Below are 22,064 nucleotides of genomic sequence, written 5' to 3'. Positions count from 1 at the left end.
CCCCATTCCCAAGCATTAGCGATGGCGCGGGGGTTCCTGAGCGGTGCATTGCTTCGCTAATGCACCCTACGAGCTTCCTTTTTGTTAGGAGCGGCGGTGTCTACCTTGCGGAGATTTCCGACGCCGTCAGAGATCCCAGGGTTCTTCTGGGAGAGCAAAAGAGCCCTCGCTGCCCTGGCGAAAGAACCCTGGGATCTTCCCCCACCCATCCACCCCCTACCCATCCACCCATCCACCCCCTACCCCTCACCCTTCTCGCAAAAAGGAACTACCCCATGGTCACCACCACTGCCAAAATCCAATTGCTCGCAGCCGAGACCCAGGCGCTGCTCGACTGGGCCGAGCAGGTGCACCAGTCCGACGACACCCTGTTCCACAAGGCGCAGACCCTGGCCACCCGTCTGGGAGCCCACTACCGCGCCGACGGCCTCACCGAAATTGGCTTTTGGACGCCGGAGCTAGAATCTGACATGGTGCAGCCCAAGAACATCTACCTGGAGGTGTTTACCCCTCTGGAGGTCATTGACCCCACCGCCGCCCGGCAGACGGTGCGGTTTCGCCGCGATACGGTGGAGTTGGCCAAGCAGGGGGAGTACCACTGGGGGGTGCTGGCGGGGATGCAGGCGGGCACGGGCGATCGCCTCGGGTCCTTCTACTGGCTGCGCTACCTGGATGTGAACAGCGAGGAAGTGGAAGTAGTGGGCGACCCCCTGGCCTACTCGCTGCCCTACGGCGTCTATGCCCCGGCGGAGCTGTACGACATGGGTAGCTTGCAGCGGCAGCGAGCCGACCTGGACTACTTCGCCCAGGGGGATACCGACGAGCAGGGGGTGGTGCAGGTGCATCCCCCCAGCAACATCCTCCAGCTCCACGTCAACACCGCCTCCCCCAACGGCTACCTGAGCGGTCTGACGGCGGTGTACAAAGGCATTGCCGATAAGCTCAGGGCCCAGCAGCCCCTCACCCCCGCCGAGCAAAACTTCATCGGCTACGATGCGGTGCAGCTGCTGCCCATTGAGCCTACGGTAGAGTACCTGGGCAAGCACCACCTGGGTCACGGCTTCTTCAACCTGCAAGATGACGATATGGCCGAGGTGGACCCCGACACCGAAACCATTGATCGCGACCCCGGCACCGTCAAAGTCACCCTGAAAAAGCCCGACACCCAGAACTGGGGCTACGACATTGTCATCTTTGGCTCCTCCGCCACCGACCCCTCGGTGCTGGAGACCCTGCGCCCCGACGAGCTAGTCGAGTTCATCGCCACCCTGCACAACTTCCCCACCGGGCCGATTCAAGTGATCTTCGACATCGTCTACGGCCACGCCGACAACCAGGCCATCGACCTGCTGAACGGGCGGTTTATGAAAGGCCCCAACATGTATGGCCAGGACGTCAACCACCAGAACCCCACGGTGCGGGCGATTTTGCTGGAGATGCAGCGGCGCAAGAACAACACCGGCGTCGATGGCATCCGGGTCGATGGAGCCCAGGACTTCAAGTTCTTTAACCCCCTGTCTGGGGAGGTGGAGTACGACGATGTCTACCTGGGGGCGATGGCGGAGGTGCTGCAAACCGTGGGCGACAGCCAGCGCCGCCTGTTCTCGATCTTTGAAGACGGTCGCCCCTGGCCAGCGGAGAACTGGGAGGAGATCTCCACCTACCGCGACATTGTGGAGTTTAAGCCCGACGCCTTTCAGTGGGGGCCGCTAATCTTTGCCCACAACACCCCCAGCCTACGCCAGTTTTGGGACCGCAAGTGGCGGCGGGTGACTGAGCAAATCCACCAGGGCGAATGCTGGATCACCGGCTGCGGCAACCACGATACCCTGCGCCGGGGCACCCAGGTGGACCCCAGCCTGGATATCAACTGGCACCTGGGGGACGGGCTGCCCCAGGTGCTCAACAACGCCTACGACAACCCCGCCATTGCCCTGATGACCTATGGTTTTAGCCCGGGGCTGCCGATGGATTTCATTAACTGCACCATGCACGCCCCCTGGGGCTTTTTGCGCAACACCGACGATCGCTACGGGGTGAAGGTGGTGGCCGAGGAGGCGGTGGGCTTCCTCGACTGGCAAATCATCCCCGAAACCTACGACTGGCCCGAGCTGTTCCCCGGGCTGAAGGCGATGGGCTTTACCCAGCTGACCGAGCTGCGCCGGTTCATGCAGGGGCTCTACGACGCCATCGAGGAGACCGACTACGACCTCGATGCGATCGCCCACCGCTGTCAAACCCTGGCCGACCAGGCCACCATCTCCCTGCCCCCCATGGATGTCACCACCCTCAAAACCCTGGCCAAAACCTTCATGGAAGACGCCCACGCGATCTGCAACGTGTGGCTCCAGCAGGACAACTTGAACCCGGAGCGGGTGGCCTACAACCTGGCCCTGCGCCGCTTCCGCCGCGCCCACCCCTGGCTGCGGCAAAACCTCTCCCCGCTGGATCGCTTCAACCGCATCCACACCGACGAGCAGACGGTGTTCTACGGCCTGCGCACCTCCCCCGCCGAGGCCGGTACCGAGGTGCAGGTGGCGATGGTGGCCCACATGGGCGGCGACCCACTCACCGTCACCCCCGCCGACTGGCTCCAGCTCGACGGCGACGGCTGGCGGGTGGCGGTGCGATCGCCCGGCATAGACCTGAACAACGCCGATGCCCTCAGCGCCTTTACCCTCACCGACAGCCAGGCAGTCCTGCTAGAGCGCGTGGGCAGAGGCTGATGACCATCCAGCACCCCGTAGGGGCAAACAACCGTTTGCCCCACACCTCCTGGAGGGCGGCAACCAAAATTGAGCATCACAAAACGTTGGCCGTGTAGGGCTCAAACCCAGCACAATCGCCCTTCTTCACCGTGATCACCGTCTTCACCCCGCCCCGGCGCGTGTAGTCGCCAATCACCCGCAGCCCCCGGGGCTGTAGCTCCTCCCACAGGCGATCGGCGATCGCATTGGCCACCGCCTCATGGCTCACCCGCTGGTCCCGAAAACTATTGATATAGAGCTTAAACGCCTTCAACTCCACCACCCACGGCCCCGGACAGTAGTCCACCACCACCGTGCCAAAATCCGGGTAGCCAGAGCGGGGGCACAGCGCCGTAAACTCCGGGTGCTCCAGGTGAATGGTGTAGGCATTCTCCGAGGGATTGGGCCACTTCTCCAGCGGTTCTACACTGGCCTGGAGAATGGCGCGATCGCCGTACTGAGCAGGGGAGGCTGAAACAGGAGTCATCGGTAGCGCCGAGTGAAGAATGGACCGGGGCCAATAGACCCAAAAACAACGCGAGAGTTGCCTTCGATAATGTAACGTTTTTCAGGGTTTCTTAACCCGACGAAACAGAGGCGATCGCTCATAGATGTCCTCAATCAGGTTAAAGTTCCCCAAACTTGTCTTAACCAAAGTTATTCCAATCGCTTAACCAAAACTTCATACTTCTTGCTTAACACCCCTGGCCCTGCCCCAAACCCCGTGATAAGTTCACGAAACGTTGGCGGTAGTTTTTTGTAGCACGCTTGTAGTGCTGGCCCCAACCCCATCGGATGACGCTTTTCAGGAGAAGAACCATGACGATTTACCGTAAGCTTGCCCTCGCTGCCGGTAGCCTCACCCTCGCCGGTCTGGCCCTGGGTCTGCCCGCCCAGGCTGAAGAGACCAAACTCGAAACCGCGGCCGAAGGCGTTGAAGCCATCGCCGCCGAAGCCGACGTTCCTGTGGTCGATGTCGATGCGATCGAAGCTGAACTGGATGCTGAACTGGAAGCCGCCGTTGAAGAGGCCACCCCTGATCTGATGACCGAAGAGGCCGTGGACGAGACTGAGGCCGCCGTTGAAGCTGAAGAAACGGAAGCTGCCGTCGAAGAGACCGATGCTGACGTTACGGTTGAGGAAGCCCCGGCAGAAGAATTGCCCCCCGAGGCGGCGATTGAAGACACCACCGAAGCCCTGGAGGCCGCACTAGAGGAGCCTACCGAGGTCGAAGCTTCTGCCGAAGACATTACCCCCGACGCCACCGCCGCAGACCTGGTGGACGAGCTGGAGTCTGAGGCCACCGCCGAAGAAACCCCCGACACCACCGTTGAAGTCACCACCGACGCAGCCACCGAAGCCCTCGAAGAAGCTCTGCAACCCGCTGTCGGCCCCAACACTGACAGCTAGGCCGTTGCCGTAGGGCTAGAGCTGCCGCTTGACCCACGTCAGGGCCTCTTCGCGGCTGCCCACTAGCCCCTCGGCCTGGGCCAAATGAACGGCCTCTAGCAATTCACCAATCTGAGGACCTGGTTTGAGGGCAAGTCCCTGGACCAGGTCTTTGCCTGTTACCAGGGGTTGAGGATGGGCGATGGGGTCACTGGGGTTGAGGTAGCGCTCAATCAGGGGCAGCACCAGCTCCTCGGGCACACCGCAGGCCAGGCTCAGCAGGGCAACGCCGCCAAACCCTGCCCCCGCCACTTTAAATAAATGGTACTGCTGGCCGGGAGGAAGCGGCCCATTGCCCTGGTGCTGGTGCAGGTACTGCCAGCCTTTGAGAATGCTCAGCACCGCCTGCTGCTCGGCGCGGCTGTACTTGAGCCTGACCAGGGTTGCTTCGGCCTGAGTCAGATCGGCGGGCAAGAGCTGGCTCAGTTTGGTGGCCTTCAGCCAGCTGCGGTGTAACCCAGGGGTGGTCTGCTCCTTCACCCAACTGTGCAACAGCTGGGAAAAAGCGGGCCAGCGCTCGTGGTACTGGGCCGCCAGCTGATCCAGCATGGCCAGCCGTTCCAGCTGGGGGCGATCGACTTCGGGCAGCCAGGTTTGCAGCAGCCCGTCCTGCCAGGCCAGCGCCAACAGGGTCGAGCCCTCCGGTAGGCTGAGCAGGCAGTCGAGTTCGCCTCGCACCCGTTCGGCCGCCATCCGCCCCAGGGCCGGAGCCAGGTGGCGGATGGTCTGCTGAGTAGTGGGGTCGAGGCTAAAGCCCAGTTGGGCGGCCTGGCGGTAGGCCCGCAGCAGGCGCAGGGGGTCGTCTTCCAGATTTTCGGCGGCGACCATACAGAGGGTTTTGCGGGCCAGGTCGGCGCAGCCATCCAGCGGGTCGAGCAGCGACTCGCTGTGGGGGCTGTAGGCGATCGCATTGATGGTAAAGTCGCGCCGGTGCAGGTCTGAGTGGATAGTGGGCCCCACCTGCTGGGCAAAGTCGACCGTGGCGTTGGCAAACACCACCCGGGCAATCTGGTGGTCGGCATCGAGCACCACAAAGCCCGCGCCGTAGTGCTGGGCAATGCCTTTGGCAGTGGCGATCGCCCGCTCTGGCAGCACAAAATCGAGGTCTAAATAATCGGCCTGACGGCGCAGTAGGGCATCTCTGACACTTCCCCCCACCAGGTAGGCTTGCTGTGGCAGTAGCGATACGCTAAAAGGCCAGGTTTTTGGCGAAAGCGCCGATTGTTCAGTAGCCACTGCAAGGGAAATGGGTGATAGCGTTGGATTCAATGAACCCTCATTTCTTTCATTACAACAGGGTTTTTCAGTCTTGACATCCCGGCCCAGCAGAGCAATTCAGAAAACCCAATACTGAGGTTTTCATTTTGCAACATCTGGGCTGGGCCGCCCGGACATTCAAAAAACTTGAGCTAGACTACCAGAAAACGCATCCCCTTTACTGGCACAGCCTGCGCCCGTCGCCATTTTCTCCTGCTAGAGAGCGACGGCCAGGGAGCCAAGAGCTGGTTAGACTGGGGATAAGCAACATCAAATCCTACCCTGTTTCTGCCGGGGGCGTGCTATGTGCATTTGTGTAAACTGCCACTACGTCGATCGCTGCACCACCTACCACGCCGTGGAGGAGCTGCACGAACAACTCCATTTGACCGACTTTCCCACCTTTGAAGCGGTGAACCCGACCATTAATGCCAACCTGCGCGTCGTCGATGACGTGGTCGAGAAAGAGTTTGACGTGGTGGGCTGCGACAGCTTTGTCCAGGAGCAGGGCAAGTGGTCCAAACTGCGCCCCGGCGAGCTGGTGCCTACTTAGAGAGTGGGTGGGTAGGTGAGTGGATGGGTAGGTGGGTAAGGCTTGGCCGATCGTTCCTGCCGTGGGGCACTGTCTACCAGCATAGAAGCTTAAACGTCGCAGATTGTTGGATAGTGGGTCGAACCATCCTTTGACTACGCTTTGCGTCAATCCTGCCTGCCCACAGCCTCAGAATGAGGATAGGGCGAGGGTTTGCACCGCCTGCGGACAGCCGCTGCTGGTGGCCGATCGCTACCGCTGTCTGGAGGTGCTGGGCCAGGGCGGGTTTGGCCGGACCTATCTGGCCATGGCTGAGGGCCACGATCCGCCGCTGCGCTGTGTCCTGAAGCAGATAGCTCCGGCGACTGGCTCCCCCCGCTCCGATGCCGCCCAGCGCTTTCAGGCCGAGGCCCATCGCCTGGCGACCCTGGGGCAGCATCCCCAAATTCCAGCCCTGCTGGACGTGATTGACCTAGATGTGACTGACGGCGGCCAGGGCCGGTTTCTGGTGCAGCAGTACGTCCCCGGCCCCAGCCTCGACCGGTTGCTGCCGGGGCTCCCCGAGGCTGAGCGGCTGGCGCTGACCCAGCGAGTGCTCTATGAGCTGCTGCCCGTGCTGACCTACCTGCACCAGCACGGCGTCATTCACCGCGACATCAAGCCCGCCAATATCATTGTGCCCCCAGCGCCCCAGCCCCTGGCTCTGGTGGATTTTGGCGCGGCAAAAGCGATTGTCGATCCCGAGCAGCTCAAGCACACCGCCACGGTGATCGGCAGCGCCGGGTACGCCGCCCCGGAGCAGGCCCTGGGCAAGGCCGTCTACGCCAGCGACATCTTTAGCCTGGGGGTTAGCTGTCTGCACATGCTGACCGGGCTGCACCCCTTCGACCTGTTTTCGGTCAGCGACGACGCCTGGGTGTGGCGACCCTACGCCCCCGCTGCCCTCAGCCCAGCCCTGGGGCGGGTGCTCGATCGCATGGCCCACCGCCGCCTGAGCGAGCGCTACAGCACGGCCCAGGAGGCGCTGGCCGACCTGCGCTGGAGCGGTCTGGCGCTGGGGAGTGCCCAACCAACTGCCGCCTCCGCTACCAAGACTTTGCCCTCGGGGGCAGCGACCTGGGAGCAGCGATTTGCCCTCAGCCTGTCGGGAGCGGTGGCCAATGGGCTGGCCATTAGCCCCAGCGGACGGGCGATCGCGGCCGCCTGTTCCGACGGCACCATTCGCCTGTGGGACTGCACCAACGGCCAGGCCATTCACACCTTTCGCAAACCGCTGGGGCTGCTGGGGCCGGGCCATCGCGGCCCGGTCAGCGCCCTGGCCTTTACCCCCCAAGGAGACGCGATCGTCAGCGGTGGGGAAGACGGTCAGCTGATTCAGTGGCACCTGGCCGACTACAGCGGCGAAAAACTGCCCCTGGCGGGCTGGCAGGTAGCAGCCCTGCTGATCCTGCCGGACGCCACCCTGGCCGTGGGCAATGGGGACGGTCGCATTAATCTGTGGCCTTTGAATAGGGAGCCTATGCGTCGGGAGGCCCCCAAAGCTCTGATCCATCACCAGGACCAGGTGACGGCCCTGGCGGTGGAGCCGATCGGCAGACTGCTGGTCAGCGGCGGCCGCGATCGCACCATTCGCCTCTGGTCGCTGCCCTCGGGACGGCTGGTGCGGACCCTTACCGCCCCCAAGCAGCCGATTACGGCCCTGGCCTGCCACCCCAGCGATGGTCGCATCGTCAGCGGCGACCCCACCGGGCAGGTGCAGGCCTGGAGCGCCGACCACCCCGATCAGGGCCTAAAGATTTATACCGCTGGCAGCCCGGTGACGGCTCTGACGATCAGCCCAGACGGCGGCTGGCTGGCGATCGGCACCGAAGGCGGCCAGCTCAACCTGATCGATTTGCGGGCTCAGCCCCAGACCATTCAGCTGCGCCAGGCCTGGGCCGTGCGCGCCCTGGCCTTTACCCCCGACAGCCGCATGGTGGTCAGCGCCGGGGCCGACGAAACCATTCGCTTTTGGTGCTACCTAGAGATTAATGAGCTGGTCTAGGGCTGAGCTGAGGGGGTTTCTGAAAATTTGCGGACGGTAGCACTAAAGCCCGACGCCTTAAACTGCTTCAGCTTCAGCGGCTCGGGCTGGTTGGCCGCCACCGAAATCCGCAGCTCAAAGTCGCTCTCGCCCGGGGGCACTTCCGCAATGCCGCCCAGCCGCCCCCGGTTCTGCATGACGGGGTTGTCGTTGGCGTCGTAGATGCGGCCAAAAATGTCGGCATCGATCACAGGTTTGCCGGTACGGTTGATGGCTTTGCCTGTGATCAAAAAGCAGTTGGCCTCCTGAATCGACCCAGGGGCCACCATGCCATCGGCGTAGTCGGGAGGGCAGGGGCTGTAGGTAATGTCGGTCAGGTCGACGGGCGTCAGCGCCTGGGCGGTCAGCCCTGCGCCGCTCAGCAGCCAGAGGCCAGCGACGAGGAGAGCGGTCAAGATGCTGCGTAGTGCCATGGTTGCCAAAAATCAGCCAGGTTGATGTTCTCAGCTTATCGCGATTTGCCGGGGCGGGGGAGCGGTTTGTTATGCCGGACCCAAAAGAGAGGCTAGGGGCTGCAACCCTTGATTGTTAGGTGTTTGGCAGCTAATTGATGACAGCCCCTAGGGCAACCGTTCATCGACGTAGGCCTTGGCGTCGCGCAGGCTACAGCCATTGGTCGCGCTGACGTGGTGAATGGCATCGATCAGCTTGCCCTGGTTGAGGAGGTCCTGCACCTGGCGATCGAGGTCGGAGGCAACAGCGGGATTTGCGGTTGTCAGGGGCGATCGCCGCCCTCGCCTGGTCCCTCGCCCCGGTCTGTGCGATCCTAGCCCGCGAGCGATCCTTGCTCGCGGTTGTCGTAGCCGTCGGGTCAGCCAAAAGGCGAGGCCAAAAGCCAACCCCCCGGCCAGCAGAAAAGCCGCAATGCCCATAGATCTCCCCGATCGCCGTTCAGATTGCCACAGGTTCACTGTAACCACTTCACGGCAGGGGCTGCAGGAACAACGACATCGATCGATTGCTGCGCCTTCTTGGCACCGCTTACAGCGGCTTTCCGAAGTAAAAAAACGCGCAACCGCCACTCCAGCGTGTATCCTTTAGCAGATCGTTTACTGACCTCTGGGTACCGCCATGAATCAGCTTTCTAAGCCGTCTCTGGCTCTGCTGGCCCTGATCAGCGCCCTGGCTGCGCTGCCGGTGAATGCGCTTCGGTCCCATCCAGCGCTGGTGGCTCAGGTTACGGCGGAACCCACCCCCACCTTTGATCTGCAGGATAGCGTAGCCGCCGGTAGTACCATCACCATTGATGGCGATCCGTCGATGGCGGAGATCAATCAGAACCTGGCCCGAGGGTTTGAAGAGCGCTATCCGAATACCGAGGTCACCCACGAGGCCAACGGCGATGAGGAAGCCCTCCAGGCACTGCAAGGGGGAAACATCGACCTGGCCGCCCTGGGGCGGGCCCTGAGCGAGGACGAGCTGGACCCCAACCTCACCTCGATTCCGGTGACGCGGGAGAAAATTGCCGTAATTGTGGGTCGAGACAACCCGTTCCAAGGGGATTTAACCTTTGACGACTTTGCCGCCATCTTTCGCGGCGAAATCACCAACTGGTCGGAGGTCGGAGGGCCAAACCTGCCGATCCGCTTCGTCGATCGCCCGGACGAGAGCGATACTCGCCTGGCCCTGGCCGACTACGAGATTTTCAGCCAGCAGCCCTTTGAAACCGGCGACAACGCGATTCAGATGGAGGAGGACGATACCGCTGCGATCGTGCGAGAGCTGGGGCGAGACGGCATCAGCTACGCCATTTCCTCCGAGGTGCTGAATCAGGATGCCGTGCGTCCGGTCAGCATGGACACCACGCTGCCCGACGATCCCCGCTACCCCTATTCTCAGCCCCGTAACTACATCTATCAGGGCGAGCCGAGTCAGCCCGTCGCCGCTTTCTTGGGCTTTGCCACCAGTGCTGAGGGGCAGACCGCCATTGAGGAGGCCAAACAGATCGCCAGCGACAACGTGACGGTGGGGGCTGTCAGGCTGCCCGGCGGAGTCGCGGTGGCCCCAGACAGTCAGTTCATGGTGCGCGGCACCGAGGACGGCCAGCTGCAGTGGCTCGATGCCGACGGCAACCCCACCGAAACCGTCATCGCCGATGCCCACCGGGGGGCAGTCTCTGCCGTGGTCGTCAGCCCCGATGGCCAAACAGTGGTGTCCAGCGGCGCCGACGGTACCGTGCGCCGCTGGGACCGCACCGGCAACCCCCTGGGCGAACCCCTGGGGGGCGAGGGCGGGCCGATTCTGGCCCTGGCCCTCACCCCCGACAGTCAGACCCTCGCCAGCGGCAATGCCGAGGGTCTAGTCGAGCGCTGGTCGCTGGCCGACGGTACCCCTGTAGGCACGCCGATTACCGCCCACAGTGGCCCGGTGCAAGCCCTCCACTATCCCGCTGGCGGGCAGGCGTTGATCAGCGGCGGCAGCGACGGCAGCCTGGGCTTTTGGAATGCCGATGGCACCGCCGCCGGCCAGTCGGCCAATGCTCATCCCGGCGGCGTTACAGCCATTACCAGCAGCCCCGATGGCCAGGTGTTGACCACCGCAGGGGCCGACGGCAGCCTGCGCAACTGGGATCGCTCCACCCTACAGCCGAGGGGAGACACCATTGCCGCCCACGAGGAGGCGGTGAGCGCAGCCGCCTACAGCCCCGACGGCAATACCCTGGCCACCGCTGCGGTAAACGGCACGCTGCAGTTGTGGTCGCCCGACGGCAGCCCCCGCCTGTCGGAGCCGATTGAACTGGAGACCCCAGCCGCTTCCCTGGGCTACACCCCGGCGGGGCAGCTGGTGGTGGGCAATAGCGATCGCGTGGAGCTGTTCAGTGATCAGGGGGAACCCCTGACCGGGGGCGTGGCGGAGCCGGAGCCCGAGGCCGACGATCCCGCCACCGACCAGGAGGGGCTTTGGGATCGCATTCGCAACTTGCCCCCCAGCGCCTGGTGGATGCTGGCGGCGATCCCGGCCCTGCTGCTGCTGGCCGGAATTATTGGGGCCCTGCTGGGCCGCAAAGACCCCGACGACGACGATGACACCCTGGAAACCGAGCTGGTGCCCGGGACCGAGCTGGACCTGAATTTCTCCGGGGTGGGCAAGCCTCCCGTCACCGCTGGGCCGCTGCCCCCAGGGGTGCTACCGGAGGTTGAACCGCTGCCCCCCGCAGCCGAGCTGCCCCCCGAGGCCCAGCTAGTGCCAGAGACAGGCGACTACGGGGTAGAGATCGCCCCCAGCAAGCTAGAACAGGCCCGCATTGACCTGGCCGAGGGCCGTCGGCTGCTGCGGGATGGCCAGTGCGATGCGGCGCTAATTTACTTTAACCGGGCGGTAGAGGCCACCGAGGTAGAGCGCAGCAAAGCCGAGGCCACGGGGATTCCGGCCCAGGGGCTCAACGCCATTGCCGCCCAAGCCCAGGCTCAGCGGGGCAATGCCCTGGCCCTATTGGGTCAGGCCAACGAAGCCATGGACAGCTACAACGCGGCGCTGGAACTCGACACCAGCACTATCGAGGCCTGGATTGGCAAAGGCCGCCTGCTCAGCACCATGGCCCGCCACGAGGAGGCGATTTTTTGCTTTGATACCGCCCTGGAGTTGGACCCGTCGGCTGCCGCCGCCTGGGCCGGTAAGGGGCAGGCCTTGATGCAGTTGGGCCGTCAGAGTGAGGCCCAGCCCTGTTTGGATAGAGCGGCTGAGCTGGGCGACGATGGGGGGCTGGGGCTGCCGGGGCTGGACTCAGGGCTGCTGTCGGGGAGCAGCGCCACCGAAGTGGCTCCTGTGGCAGACTTTGACCCCGATGTGCCGTTGGAACTTCAGCAGATCGTCATGGGACTGCCCTCTGCCGATGTGGAAATCGCCGGCAGCAGCAGCTCCAGCGGTGCGGATGTGCCCCCCGAGCTGGCGGCAGAGATTGCCAATTTGCCCAACCAGGCTGAAGACGCAGATTTTGCTGCGGATATGGCTGCCGGGGGCGCGCCATTGGCGGAGTCGCCCGAGTCGCCCGAGTCGCTGTCAATCTCGGCGGGGCCGGAGCCCACCGATTGGATTAGCGCTGGGCCGCTACCCCCCGACAGCCTGGAGGAAGAACTGCTCAGCCAGGTGCATTTGGGCACAGACCTGAATGGCGATGGAGGGTCGCAGGCAGAGTTTGGCAGCAGCGGAGTTGCCGCCAGCCCCCTCAGCACCAATGTCGGAATCGCCGAGCCGCCCCTGCGTCCCGCCCCCGAACCCGTGCCGCCGCCGATACCGCTAGAGCCGGGGGACTACGTGCCGCCGCCGCCGGAAATGCCCACCGACGAAGATTCCATGGGGCTGGAGGGTGATCTGGAACTGGCCAATCCTCCCATCCTCGAGGATCTGCCGCCAGAGGTGGTATCGGCCCTGGCCAGCATTCCGCCCGGTTCGCCCGACAGCTTTGGGGTGGTGCCTGCCAGCACCGATGCCGCGATCGCCCCCGCCCCCCCCGAAACCGCCGCCGATAGCTGGATCCGGCTCTCCGTCGACCGCCCGAGCGATCGCTTCTACGCCGTGTGGCAGGTTGACGCCAGCGATCGCGCCCAGGCCCGAGACAGCGGCGGCGAAACTATGGCCCTGCGCCTCTACGACGTCACCGGTCAGGCCACCCAGTCGGAGCTGCCCCCAGCGGTGGCCGAGCAGCGCTGCCGCGATGACTTTGCCCAGGACTGGTACCTGCCCATTCCCCAGTGGGATCGCATCTATGTAGTCGAGGTGGGCTACCTCAGCGCCACCGGAGACTGGCAGGCGATCGCCCAGTCGGGGGCGGTGGCCGCCGTCACCGCCTGAGCGCCACCGCCCCTTCAGGGGCAAGGGCTGAATGCTACCGGCACAGGCTGCAAAGGGTGGAGTTGTTTGACACAATAGCTGTAGCACCTGTTCCCTCACCGCAGTCAAAATGGATTTCACCGCCGCTCTGCCGACCTTTTTGATCACCCTGCGCGAGGGAGTAGAGGCGGCACTCGTTGTCGGCATTGTGCTGGCCTGCCTGGCCAAGGCCAACCGCCAAAGCCTCAACCCCTGGGCCTACGCCGGGGTGGGGGCGGGGCTGGCGGGCAGCATCATGCTGGGGATTGCCCTCGCCATGGGGCTTCAGCAGATTCAGCAGGGGCTGCCGGGGCTACAAATGGTGGTCAAACCGCTGCTCAACGTCCTGTTTGGGGCGATCGCCGTGATCATGCTGAGCTGGATGCTGCTGTGGATGACCCGCCAGGCCCGCAGCCTCAAAGGCGAGTTGGAGGGAACCGTGCGATCGGCCCTGGACGACAGCCAGACCGCTGGCTGGAGCATCTTTAGCCTGGTCTGCATTGCCGTGCTGCGGGAAGGGTTTGAGACGGTGCTGTTTGTCTTTACCAACGTGGAAACCAGCCTGGCGGCGGGGGGAGGGGCGATCGCAGGCCTGCTGGGCGCGGTACTCATTGGCCTCGCCCTGTTTGGTTGGGGGCTGCGCATCAACCTCAAGCGCTTTTTTCAGGTCATGGGCGTGCTGCTGCTGCTGATCGTCGGTGGCCTGGTGATCTCGGTGTGCAAAAACCTGGATGCCGCCCTGGGCAACCTCAGCCAAATCAACCCCGCCGCCGACCTCTGCTTTGCCCAGGCCTCCTGTGTCCTTGGCCCCCTGGTGTGGGATGGCAGCACCATTTTGAGCGATCGCCAGTTTCCCGGCATTGTGCTCAAAACCCTGCTCGGCTACCGCGACCACCTGTATTTAGTCCAAATTTTGGCCTATCTGGGCTTTCTCGGCCTCGTCGGCAGCAGCTACTTCCGCAGCCTCAGCCCCGCCACCGACCGTCCCCAAAAACCCGCCCCCAGCCAATCCTGAGCATTGGTAACCTGGGAAACTCAAAGCCCCCATCCTGCCAATTCCACCCCTCCGATAAGGGCAAACCCCGTTTGCCCCTACCCCAACCCATCCCTCAATCTAAAACGCCCCCCACTCGCCCACCCACCCACCTACCCACCTACCCATCCACTCCTCCACCTCTCCCCTCCCCTCCCCAAACCGCGATATACTCCCTTCGGCCCACACTACCCACGAAGGACGTTCCCATGGTCGCTGTCGCCATTCTTGCCGCTGGGCGCGGCACCCGTATGAAATCGAGTTTGCCCAAGGTGCTGCACTCAGTAGGGGGCAAATCGATGGTAGAACGGGTGATCGACGGCCTAGCCGAGCTAAGGCCGAGCCACACGCTGATTGTGGTCGGTTTCGGCCAAGATCAGGTCAAAGCAGCCCTGGCCCACATCCCCGGCCTCACCTTTGTGGAGCAGAAAGAGCAGCTTGGCACTGGCCATGCCGTGCAGCAGGTGATCCCTTACCTGGAAGGGTTCGACGGCGACCTGCTGGTGCTCAACGGCGATGTGCCCCTGCTGCGCGCCGAAACGATTCAACACCTGGTGAGCACCCACCAGCAAAACAGCAACGCCGCCACCCTGCTCACGGCCCAGTTTAAGGATCCCACCGGCTACGGGCGGGTCTTCTGTACCGACCAGAACCTGATTACCGAAATTGTCGAGCACCGCGACTGTAGCCCGGCCCAGCGCCAGAACCCGCGCATCAACGCCGGGGTCTACTGCTTCAACTGGGCCAAGCTGATGATGGTGCTGCCCCACCTCAGCGCCGACAACGACCAGCAGGAGTACTACCTCACCGACGTGGTCAAAGACCTCAGCCCTGCCATGGCCGTCGATGTGGCCGACAGTCAAGAAATCTTTGGCATCAACAGCCGCAAGCAACTGGCCGAAGCCTACGCCATTCTGCAAGACCGCATCAAAGATCACTGGATGGCCGCTGGCGTTACCCTGATTGACCCCGACAGCACCACCATCGACACCACCGTACGGCTCGAACCCGACGTGGTGATCGAGCCGCAAACTCACCTGCGGGGCAACACCGCGGTGGGGGCGGGCAGCCGCATCGGCCCCGGTAGCCTGATCGAAGACAGCCAGATTGGGGCCAACGCCACCGTGGCGTTCTCGGTGGTGAGCGAGAGCACGGTGGGCAGCGGCGCGCGGGTCGGCCCCTACGCTCACCTGCGCGGCGCAGCGATCGTGGGCGACAACTGCCGCATTGGCAACTTTGTCGAAATCAAAAAATCCACCCTGGGAGCAGGCACCAACGTTGCCCACCTGTCCTACCTGGGCGATGCCACCCTGGGCACCAAGGTCAATGTGGGGGCAGGCACCATTACGGCCAACTATGACGGGTTTAAGAAGCACCAGACTGTGATTGGCGATCGCACCAAAACCGGCTCCAACAGCGTTCTGGTCGCCCCCGTTACCATCGGCAACGACGTCACCATCGCCGCCGGGTCCGTCGTGCGCAAGGACGCCCCCGACAACTGCCTGGTGGTATCCCGCGCCCCGCAGAAAAACCATGAGGGCTGGCAGCCCAGGCACCTGAGGGAAGGGGAGAAGTAGGGGTAAGACGCTGAGCTGCCTTCTGCAGAGTGGAGATGAGGAAGGTGAGGGGATAGGGTAATGAGGGGGACAGTCCTACCGTAGGGTGCATAACGCTAAGGCGGGGCTTTCCTTCGGAACGCTGCGCGAACGCCAACGCGCAGCAATGCACCATTGAGGGTCTAAGCTCTAAACCCCCATATCCTCCAACAAAGGCAGCATGTCGGCCCAAGCCAGCCCCCGCTGCAGGTATCGAGGACTGATGGGGTTATAGGGACCAGCCATAATGTCGATCGCCTGAATCTCTGCGGCTTCGGGCAGTACCGGCACTTCCGGATCGGCGGCGGTGGGGTGCATTAGTGAGCTGGAAAAGCCGCGAAAAATCAGCACCTCGTCTTCCTCGCCATCAATGTCGGCCCTGACCAGCAGCACCAACTCGGGACGCCTCAGGGTGTACTGCTCTAGCCGCGACCCAGGACTCATAGCCATCACCACCCCTCATCTACCGCCCTAGTTAATCGCCTGCCGCCCCTGCTTGCCCAGGCGCACAAACACAAACCAGGCCAGCGAAGCCACGTAGATAGCCAGGCCCAAAATGCCAAAGAAACCCAAAAAGCCGCTGGTATAGCCAGCGTGAAAGTACTCCCTGTACAGCAGCGGCGGCTCCAGCCACACCTGGCAATCGGCGGCTCCAAACCGCGCCGCCGAGAAGGCGCAGGGCACAAAGCCCAGCAAAATCGCCCCGCCAATGATGTTATACAGCGTCACCGCCCAGCGCCAGGCGCTAAAGAGGAGCTTGAGCACCGACCCCGGCTGCTCGCGAATTTCTTCGTTGAGGTCAACCCAAAACCACAGCGATAGCGGAATCAGCACCCGCGCCATCAGCCCGGCCACAAAGCTAATGCTAAAGCCGCCAATCATCAGGTAGACGGTGATCATCAGCAGACTCGCCACCTTCCAGTAGATCGTCAGCAGGTGCTGAATGGCTTCGTTCTTTTGCACAAAGGCCCAGATCAACAGCACCAGCGGCAGAAATACCGTAAACAGGACGGCAAGGCGGTAGTCGGTCCACACAAGGGCGCGCAGCAGCGAAGGTTCTAACATAGGGGCGCAGAGGGAATACGGTCAGTTGGGCAAATTCAGCCTATAGCGTAACATTTGCTTTGGCCCAACTTCTTCAATCCCTGTAGGCAGCCGAAGACTATCCCACGTTATCGTATCGAATCTTGAATCCTAAGCAGGGCTAGAGGAAACGCTAGGATTGAAACCACAGGATCTCTAATCCCATGACACAGACCTATCGGGCCATTCTCAAAAATAATCAGATCACTTGGCTGGGCGATCGCCCTAACTTGAGTGAGGCTGAGGAAGTAGATATTGTCGTTGTCAGGTCATTGGCTGCACCATCTAAAGCGGAGCAGCAGCAAAAAGTAGCGACTCTTTTGGCTCAACTAGCCGCAGTTCGTCCATTTGAGGACATTCCCGACCCCGTAACCTGGCAACGGGAGCAGCGACGAGATAGGGCATTACCCTTTAGGGAAAATTGATAGGCCATCTCTACAGCAGCAGTTCCAGAGAGAGCCCCACGCGGCTGTCCTGGCCAAAGCGGGAGTTTTGTAGCTGAAAGTCGGTGCCCAGCCGCAGCTGCCGGGTGACGGCGTAGCCGATCGCCAAACTGGTTATCCCCACCTCATTCTCGCTGCCGGGGGCGACCCACCGCTGGCTCAGGGCCAGGTCGGCGCCGCCGCCACGGGAGGGCACCAGCAGCAGGCGCAGGCCCACATCCAGGCCATCGGTCTGGTAGGCGGGGGTGCTGAGGGTGCGGTAGCCCACGGTGGGGGCAATATTCACGTAGCCGCCCAGGGGCAGCAGGTAGTAGCGGGCCTCGGCGCCGTAGGACTCGCGATCGCCGTTCCAGCTGCGGCTATAGTCGGCGCTGGCGGTGAGCCCGGTGCCCGGTACTACAAACAGGTCCTCTACCGCCGCCCCAAAACCGCCCACCTGCCCACTGGAGGGAAACTGGGCATAGCTCACCCGCAGCCGGGGGCGAAAGCTGGGCTGGTGTCGAATGTCGCTGGCCACATCGGGAATGTCATTCAGCCAGCGCCGCAGAGTGGGGCTGCCCTCAATCACGGCGGGGTCGAGGTCGAGGGCGGGGGCGACAGCCTCCGGGTCGAGGGCCAGGGCGGCAGGTGTCCTCTGGGCCAGGTCTAGCCCCCCTGGGGCAGCTGTGCCAACGACCGCCGCTGGGTCACCGTCAGCGCTGGGTAGGGGGGCAAAGGAAACGGCACAGGCCTCGTTCAGTTCGGCGGCGGCCTGGGGACAGGGGACAGAGAACTCGACCGGTGCTGCGATCGCCTCCAGGTCAGAGACTACAGAAAGATCGGGTGGGTTAGCCAACGCCGGGGCACCCAGCCCCAGCCCAACAGCCACCAGGCCGCCTCCAATGCTCCGTTGAAAGGTTGATGACACTACGCAGCGGCTCCCAGTTCACGCCATAGTCCTATGCATCTTACCGCCTTCACCCGTCCTGCAAGCCAGGCGTAGACCGCCCAAAAAAGCGGCCCTACTACAACAGTAGAGCCGCTGGGGGAAACGAGGATAGCGTTCCGGTGAATGGCTTAGGTAAATGACTCCGGCCCCTAGCGCACCTGACCCCGCACTGCGGTGGTGTCGATGGGCTTGAGGAAGTAGAGCTGCACCAGCTGCCAGCCGATGGCGGCAATGTGGGGCAGTTTTTGCAGGGTCTTCAGCGGTTTGGGCTGGTTCGACTCGGCAATTTTGGTCAGCTTGGCGTTGGCCGCGGCGGCCGCATCCAGCCGCTGGAAGAAGCTGGGGTGGTCAACGTTGAGCGTGACGGGGAACACCCGGCCCGCGGTTTCGTTGGTTTTCTCAATCACTTCGATGTCGTACTGCCGCGCATCTAGACCCAGCGAGGCGTAGAAGCCGCTGCGCTGGAGGTCGTTAAGGTACATGGTGGCAAACACCGACAGCAGGAAGAAGCGGCACCACAGCTTGGCCTTCCAATCGTTGAGAATTTCCGGCTGGGCCTTCATCAGGGCGGAGAAGAAGTCGCCGTGGCGGTTTTCGTCCTGGCACCAGTTCTCAAAGAAGCGGAAGATCGGGTAGATCTCGTTCTCGGGGTGGGATTCGAGGTGGCGGAAGATGGTGATGTAGCGCCAGTAGCCAATCTTCTCGGAGAGGTAGGTGGCGTAGAAGATGAACTTGGGCTTGAAGAAGGTGTAGTCCTTGCTCTTGGTCAAAAAGCCCAGGTCGAGCTGCAGGTTGAAGTCCGACATGGCTTTGTTGAGGAAGCCCGCGTGACGCGCTTCGTCGCGGGACATCAGATCAAAGCACTCGGCCAGCACCGGGTTTTTGCCCTTGAGGCGACGACCCAGCTCTTTATAGAGCAAAAAGCCAGAGAACTCGGCGGTGCAGGAGCGCTCCAGAAATTCCACGAACAACTGCCGGGTTTCACCGCTGATGGAGTCCCAGGACTTTTCAAAGACATCACTGCGCACGAAGTGGTGGCGGTTGTAGTCGGCCCGGAACTCTTCCAGAATGGCGAGCAGCTCGTCTTCGTTGACGGAGATGTCCATGGCGGCCATCTCGTCGAAGTCGGTGGTGTAGAACCGAGGGGTGAGAATGGTGTCTTTGGCGGGAGCCTTTACCCCTGGGCGAATCTCTTGAAATTCAGGTTTTTTAAGGGAATCTACCATGAGTCCTTAGATGGCGCGGTGAACGTGGGCCGGGGGATCGCCCGGTGGAGATGGCATAGGGCAAAGCCCTCCCAGACATCACGATGACGTCCGGTTTGGGCAGTAAAAATGCAGCTGCCTAACCAAATCGCTACATGCCAGTGTATCAGGGCTTTTGGGACAGTCGGCAGCGCTTTAAGTTTTGCAACAAAACCTTTCGGCAGGTAACGCGAGCAACCCGGTTTCCCTTCACCGTTTCGTTCAAATTCGTTAAGTCGGGGCCACTCGTGGGGCTCACCTGGGCATGCTGAGAGCCAGAATGAGTCATCGGTTCGGGAGCACGACATATGGCGATCGCAGGCATTATTTTTATTGTCGCTGGGGCCGTGCTCTGGTGGGTGCAAAACCGCCAGCAGCGCCGCTGTAACCAGATCAAGCTGGCCCGTGCCTCCAAGAGCACCGACCTGGAGGCTATGGCCACCGCTATTTCCAAGGAAATTGGTGGCGGTGACTGGCGCGACTACGTGTGGCTGTGGGGCACCCCCAAACCCTCGACCCCGCTGCTCTCAGAATTTAAGCAGGTGCCCTGCGTCAGCTATACCAGCACCGTGGTGCGCGAGTACGAAGAAACCGTGCGCGAAAAAGACAGCAGCGGCAACGTGACCACCCGCACCCAGCGCGGTTCAGAGACCGTCAGCGATCACCAGCAGCGGATTCCCTTTGAGCTGGTGGATGCGGCTGGACAGGTGCAGGTGAATCCTGAAGGAGCCAACATTGAATCGGTAGAGGTGCTCAACGACTTTCGCCCTGGGGCTCCCGCCGGGGGCATGCTCTCCTACGGGCCGTTTTCGCTGGTGCTGGGCGGCGATGGCGGCGGCTCCCGACGAACCCTGGGCTACCGCTACAGAGAATCCGTGCTGCCCCTCGATCGCCCGGTGCTGGTTGTGGGCACCGCCAGCGACCGCATCGGCAGCGTCGCCATTGAGCAGCCCACCCAGCCCGACCAGCCCTACATCATCACCACCCGATCCCACGACGCCCTGGCCAAGAGCGTGGGCCAGAGTGCCCAAATCGCCCTCTGGTCTATGGTGGCCTGCTTTGGGCTGGGAGCAGTGCTGCTGCTGGCCGCCCTGCTCAGCTAATCCCCCTCACCCCCCACCCCAAGCGCTATGCTGATCACGACGTCTAAGCCCCCCCCTCCATGCCTCCAGGAGTGTCCTTTCCACGCTGGTTAGCCCGCTTCGTCTGCGGTCTGGTCCTGGCGGCGGTGCTGCATGGATGGGGGGCAGCCCCAGGATTGGCCCAGGCCAACGCAACCGAACCGGTGCTCCTCGACGGGCTGTTTCTGTTCAACGTACCCGCCGCTGGTGATCTGACGGCGGTAGAGCGCGCCCTGGCCATCCAAACCAACTTGGATCCGCTGATCGACAGTCCTGAGCTGGTCGCGGTGCAGGCCGAAATTCGCCGCGTAGAGGGCGGTAACGGCGTGGCCCAGAGCAGCAATCCAGTGATTTTCGCAGGCGATCGCTACATCATGACGGTGACCAGTGCCGATGCCCAGGTGGGGGGAGCCAGCAGTCCCGAGGCCCAGGCTGAGCAATGGGTTAACGCCATCGATGCCGCCCTGACCCAGGCCTACCGCGATCGCCAGGAGGGCTTTTTGGGGCGGGCGCTAGCCAAATCCCTGGCCGCCCTGGCCGCGGCCCTGGCGCTGTACTGGCTGACTGGATGGCTCTGGCAGTGCTGGCTAGGGCCTTTTTTAAATCGATTTGCCATCTCCGCCATCGACCCAGACAACCCCGAGCACCAGACCTCCGGGCTCAACCTGCTGTTTCGAGTGTCGCTGTTTTTGGTGCGCTGCGCCATCCTGTTTGCGGCAGTAGCCTACATTGCCAACCTGTTCCCACTCACGCGCCGGATTAGCTTTCGAGTCACCCAGAGCCTGCGCGAGGGGCTGCTGGATCAGAGTGTGATGTTGGGCAACCGCTCCTACTCACTGCTGGGGCTGCTGCTGCTGGTGGCGGTGCTGCTGACCATGATCGTTGTGGCCAGCGCCCTGACCAATGTGCTGCGGCTGCGGCTGCTGCGGGCTACGGGCATCAGCCTGGCGGCCCAGGAGGCGATCGCGGTGCTCTCTAAGTACACCCTGATCTTGCTGGGCACCGTGGTCGTTCTCCAACTCTGGGGCATCGACCTCAGCTCCATTGCCCTGATCGCCAGCGGTCTGGGGATTGGGGTGGGCCTGGGTCTCCAGGGGCTGGTCAAAGACTTCGTCAGCGGACTGGTACTGGTGTTTGAGCGGCCAGTGCAGGTGGGCGACTTTGTTGACTTTGGTGAGATCAAAGGCACCGTCGCCCGCATTGGTTCGCGCAGCACCGAAATTCGCACCCTAGATCAGGTGTCGATGATTGTGCCCAACTCCCGCTTTTTAGAAACCGAAGTGGTCAACTGGAGTCACGGCAATCCGGTGTCGCGCATTCGCCTGCCGGTAGGGGTGTCCTACAAGAGCGACCCCCAAATGGTCAAAGTCGCCCTGCTCGAAGCCTGCCAAAAAAACCAGGAAATTCTCTCGGCCCCATCGCCCCAGGTTTTTTTCCTGGGCTTTGGCGACAGCGCCCTCAGATTTGAGCTGCTGGTGTGGATAGCCCAGCCCAGCCGTCAGCTGGTAATTAAGAGCGACCTGTACTTTGCGATCGAAGCCAGTCTGCGTCGCCACGAACTAGAAGTACCCTTTCCCCAGCGCGATTTGCACCTGCGCTCCAGCTATCTACCGCTTGAGCTTTCGCCTGAGGTGCAGGAGTTACTGCGACATCTAAACGGTAGGACCGACGAGCCCTAGGACCGCTTTGCAGGGTTCAAAATAGAAAATTCCAAAATACAAAATCCTCAGAGGGGAAGCG

Annotated in this window: 18 protein-coding genes; 10 read left to right on the top strand and 8 right to left on the bottom strand. The window is 62.6% G+C overall.

Features of this window, described 5'->3' with window-relative positions:
- Positions 1–275 precede the first annotated feature (275 nt).
- Entirely contained in the window at positions 276–2,726 is a 2,451-nt protein-coding gene (gghA, locus tag NF78_RS15525) for a glucosylglycerol hydrolase (protein WP_035987751.1), read from the top strand.
- Between the two features lie 76 nt (positions 2,727–2,802).
- Here the strand turns inward: gghA and queF are convergent, their stop codons facing one another.
- Entirely contained in the window at positions 2,803–3,234 is a 432-nt protein-coding gene (queF, locus tag NF78_RS15520; protein ID WP_035987750.1) for a preQ(1) synthase, read from the bottom strand.
- A gap of 332 nt (positions 3,235–3,566) precedes the next feature.
- Between queF and NF78_RS15515 the strand changes: the two genes are divergently transcribed.
- Positions 3,567–4,157, top strand: a complete 591-nt coding sequence (locus NF78_RS15515; RefSeq protein ID WP_035987749.1) for a hypothetical protein — start codon at positions 3,567–3,569, stop codon at positions 4,155–4,157.
- 15 nt (positions 4,158–4,172) lie between these two features.
- Here NF78_RS15515 and NF78_RS15510 read toward each other — a convergent pair whose 3' ends face one another.
- Complete coding sequence (locus NF78_RS15510; protein ID WP_035987746.1) at positions 4,173–5,432, bottom strand: CCA tRNA nucleotidyltransferase; 1,260 nt, start codon at positions 5,430–5,432, stop codon at positions 4,173–4,175.
- 325 nt (positions 5,433–5,757) lie between these two features.
- Between NF78_RS15510 and NF78_RS15505 the strand changes: the two genes are divergently transcribed.
- The gene (locus NF78_RS15505; RefSeq protein WP_035987745.1) at positions 5,758–6,006 is read left to right on the top strand and encodes a Ycf34 family protein; all 249 of its coding nucleotides are present in this window, start codon (positions 5,758–5,760) and stop codon (positions 6,004–6,006) included.
- A 130-nt stretch (positions 6,007–6,136) separates the two neighbouring features.
- Complete coding sequence (locus NF78_RS15500; protein ID WP_197064854.1) at positions 6,137–8,029, top strand: serine/threonine-protein kinase; 1,893 nt, start codon at positions 6,137–6,139, stop codon at positions 8,027–8,029.
- On the opposite strand, the gene NF78_RS15495 is transcribed toward NF78_RS15500, so the two are convergent.
- Together NF78_RS15495 and NF78_RS15490 are read right to left on the bottom strand one after the other, a co-directional pair.
- Positions 8,026–8,481 (bottom strand): hypothetical protein, encoded by a 456-nt coding sequence (locus NF78_RS15495; protein ID WP_035987739.1) that lies wholly within the window; start codon positions 8,479–8,481, stop codon positions 8,026–8,028. The genes NF78_RS15500 and NF78_RS15495 overlap by 4 nt on opposite strands.
- Positions 8,482–8,628: 147 nt before the next feature.
- Entirely contained in the window at positions 8,629–8,940 is a 312-nt protein-coding gene (locus tag NF78_RS15490; RefSeq protein WP_035987737.1) for a hypothetical protein, read from the bottom strand.
- A gap of 199 nt (positions 8,941–9,139) precedes the next feature.
- Here NF78_RS15490 and NF78_RS15485 point away from each other — a divergent pair, with 199 nt between their 5' ends.
- The 3 genes from NF78_RS15485 to glmU all read left to right on the top strand — a co-directional run bounded on the left by NF78_RS15485 (position 9,140) and on the right by glmU (position 15,487).
- Entirely contained in the window at positions 9,140–12,859 is a 3,720-nt protein-coding gene (locus NF78_RS15485) for a substrate-binding domain-containing protein (RefSeq protein WP_035987733.1), read from the top strand.
- 109 nt (positions 12,860–12,968) lie between these two features.
- Entirely contained in the window at positions 12,969–13,892 is a 924-nt protein-coding gene (locus NF78_RS15480; protein WP_035987730.1) for an FTR1 family iron permease, read from the top strand.
- Positions 13,893–14,119: 227 nt separating this feature from the next.
- On the top strand, positions 14,120–15,487 hold the full coding sequence (glmU, locus tag NF78_RS15475; RefSeq protein ID WP_035987728.1) for a bifunctional UDP-N-acetylglucosamine diphosphorylase/glucosamine-1-phosphate N-acetyltransferase GlmU: 1,368 nt from the start codon (positions 14,120–14,122) through the stop codon (positions 15,485–15,487).
- 168 nt (positions 15,488–15,655) lie between these two features.
- On the opposite strand, the gene NF78_RS15470 is transcribed toward glmU, so the two are convergent.
- Positions 15,656–15,949 carry a hypothetical protein gene (locus tag NF78_RS15470; protein WP_197064907.1) on the bottom strand — a complete coding sequence of 98 codons (294 nt, stop codon included), beginning with the start codon at positions 15,947–15,949 and terminating at the stop codon, positions 15,656–15,658.
- 27 nt (positions 15,950–15,976) lie between these two features.
- Complete coding sequence (locus NF78_RS15465) at positions 15,977–16,570, bottom strand: DUF3177 family protein (protein ID WP_035987723.1); 594 nt, start codon at positions 16,568–16,570, stop codon at positions 15,977–15,979.
- Positions 16,571–16,752: 182 nt separating this feature from the next.
- Here NF78_RS15465 and NF78_RS15460 point away from each other — a divergent pair, with 182 nt between their 5' ends.
- Positions 16,753–17,013, top strand: a complete 261-nt coding sequence (locus NF78_RS15460) for a hypothetical protein (RefSeq protein WP_035987721.1) — start codon at positions 16,753–16,755, stop codon at positions 17,011–17,013.
- Positions 17,014–17,023: 10 nt separating this feature from the next.
- Here the strand turns inward: NF78_RS15460 and NF78_RS15455 are convergent, their stop codons facing one another.
- Positions 17,024–17,899: a hypothetical protein gene (locus NF78_RS15455; protein WP_225885305.1), complete on the bottom strand. Its 876-nt coding sequence runs from the start codon at positions 17,897–17,899 to the stop codon at positions 17,024–17,026.
- A 209-nt stretch (positions 17,900–18,108) separates the two neighbouring features.
- Positions 18,109–19,185 carry a magnesium-protoporphyrin IX monomethyl ester (oxidative) cyclase gene (gene acsF / locus NF78_RS15450; RefSeq protein WP_035987720.1) on the bottom strand — a complete coding sequence of 359 codons (1,077 nt, stop codon included), beginning with the start codon at positions 19,183–19,185 and terminating at the stop codon, positions 18,109–18,111.
- A 326-nt stretch (positions 19,186–19,511) separates the two neighbouring features.
- On the opposite strand from acsF, the gene NF78_RS15445 reads away from it, so the two are divergent.
- Positions 19,512–20,306 (top strand): E3 ubiquitin ligase family protein, encoded by a 795-nt coding sequence (locus NF78_RS15445; RefSeq protein WP_035987718.1) that lies wholly within the window; start codon positions 19,512–19,514, stop codon positions 20,304–20,306.
- Between the two features lie 59 nt (positions 20,307–20,365).
- Positions 20,366–22,003, top strand: coding sequence for a mechanosensitive ion channel family protein (locus NF78_RS15440; RefSeq protein ID WP_035987716.1), 1,638 nt, complete (start codon positions 20,366–20,368; stop codon positions 22,001–22,003).
- The last annotated feature ends 61 nt before the right edge of the window (positions 22,004–22,064 follow it).

The organism is Leptolyngbya sp. KIOST-1 (assembly GCF_000763385.1).
Lineage (GTDB): Bacteria > Cyanobacteriota > Cyanobacteriia > Phormidesmidales > Phormidesmidaceae > Nodosilinea.
Note: the sequence above shows the minus strand (reverse complement) of the source record. Positions and strands in the feature narration are given on the sequence as shown.

Coding starts and splice junctions, on each gene's coding strand:
- NF78_RS15470 (WP_197064907.1), bottom strand. CDS start 15,949: ATGAGTCCTGGGTCGCGGCTAGAGCAGTACACCCTGAGGCGTCCCGAG.
- glmU (WP_035987728.1), top strand. CDS start 14,120: ATGGTCGCTGTCGCCATTCTTGCCGCTGGGCGCGGCACCCGTATGAAA.
- NF78_RS15460 (WP_035987721.1), top strand. CDS start 16,753: ATGACACAGACCTATCGGGCCATTCTCAAAAATAATCAGATCACTTGG.
- NF78_RS15440 (WP_035987716.1), top strand. CDS start 20,366: ATGCCTCCAGGAGTGTCCTTTCCACGCTGGTTAGCCCGCTTCGTCTGC.
- acsF (WP_035987720.1), bottom strand. CDS start 19,185: ATGGTAGATTCCCTTAAAAAACCTGAATTTCAAGAGATTCGCCCAGGG.
- NF78_RS15465 (WP_035987723.1), bottom strand. CDS start 16,570: ATGTTAGAACCTTCGCTGCTGCGCGCCCTTGTGTGGACCGACTACCGC.
- NF78_RS15445 (WP_035987718.1), top strand. CDS start 19,512: ATGGCGATCGCAGGCATTATTTTTATTGTCGCTGGGGCCGTGCTCTGG.
- gghA (WP_035987751.1), top strand. CDS start 276: ATGGTCACCACCACTGCCAAAATCCAATTGCTCGCAGCCGAGACCCAG.
- NF78_RS15505 (WP_035987745.1), top strand. CDS start 5,758: ATGTGCATTTGTGTAAACTGCCACTACGTCGATCGCTGCACCACCTAC.
- NF78_RS15480 (WP_035987730.1), top strand. CDS start 12,969: ATGGATTTCACCGCCGCTCTGCCGACCTTTTTGATCACCCTGCGCGAG.
- NF78_RS15490 (WP_035987737.1), bottom strand. CDS start 8,940: ATGGGCATTGCGGCTTTTCTGCTGGCCGGGGGGTTGGCTTTTGGCCTC.
- queF (WP_035987750.1), bottom strand. CDS start 3,234: ATGACTCCTGTTTCAGCCTCCCCTGCTCAGTACGGCGATCGCGCCATT.
- NF78_RS15515 (WP_035987749.1), top strand. CDS start 3,567: ATGACGATTTACCGTAAGCTTGCCCTCGCTGCCGGTAGCCTCACCCTC.
- NF78_RS15485 (WP_035987733.1), top strand. CDS start 9,140: ATGAATCAGCTTTCTAAGCCGTCTCTGGCTCTGCTGGCCCTGATCAGC.
- NF78_RS15495 (WP_035987739.1), bottom strand. CDS start 8,481: ATGGCACTACGCAGCATCTTGACCGCTCTCCTCGTCGCTGGCCTCTGG.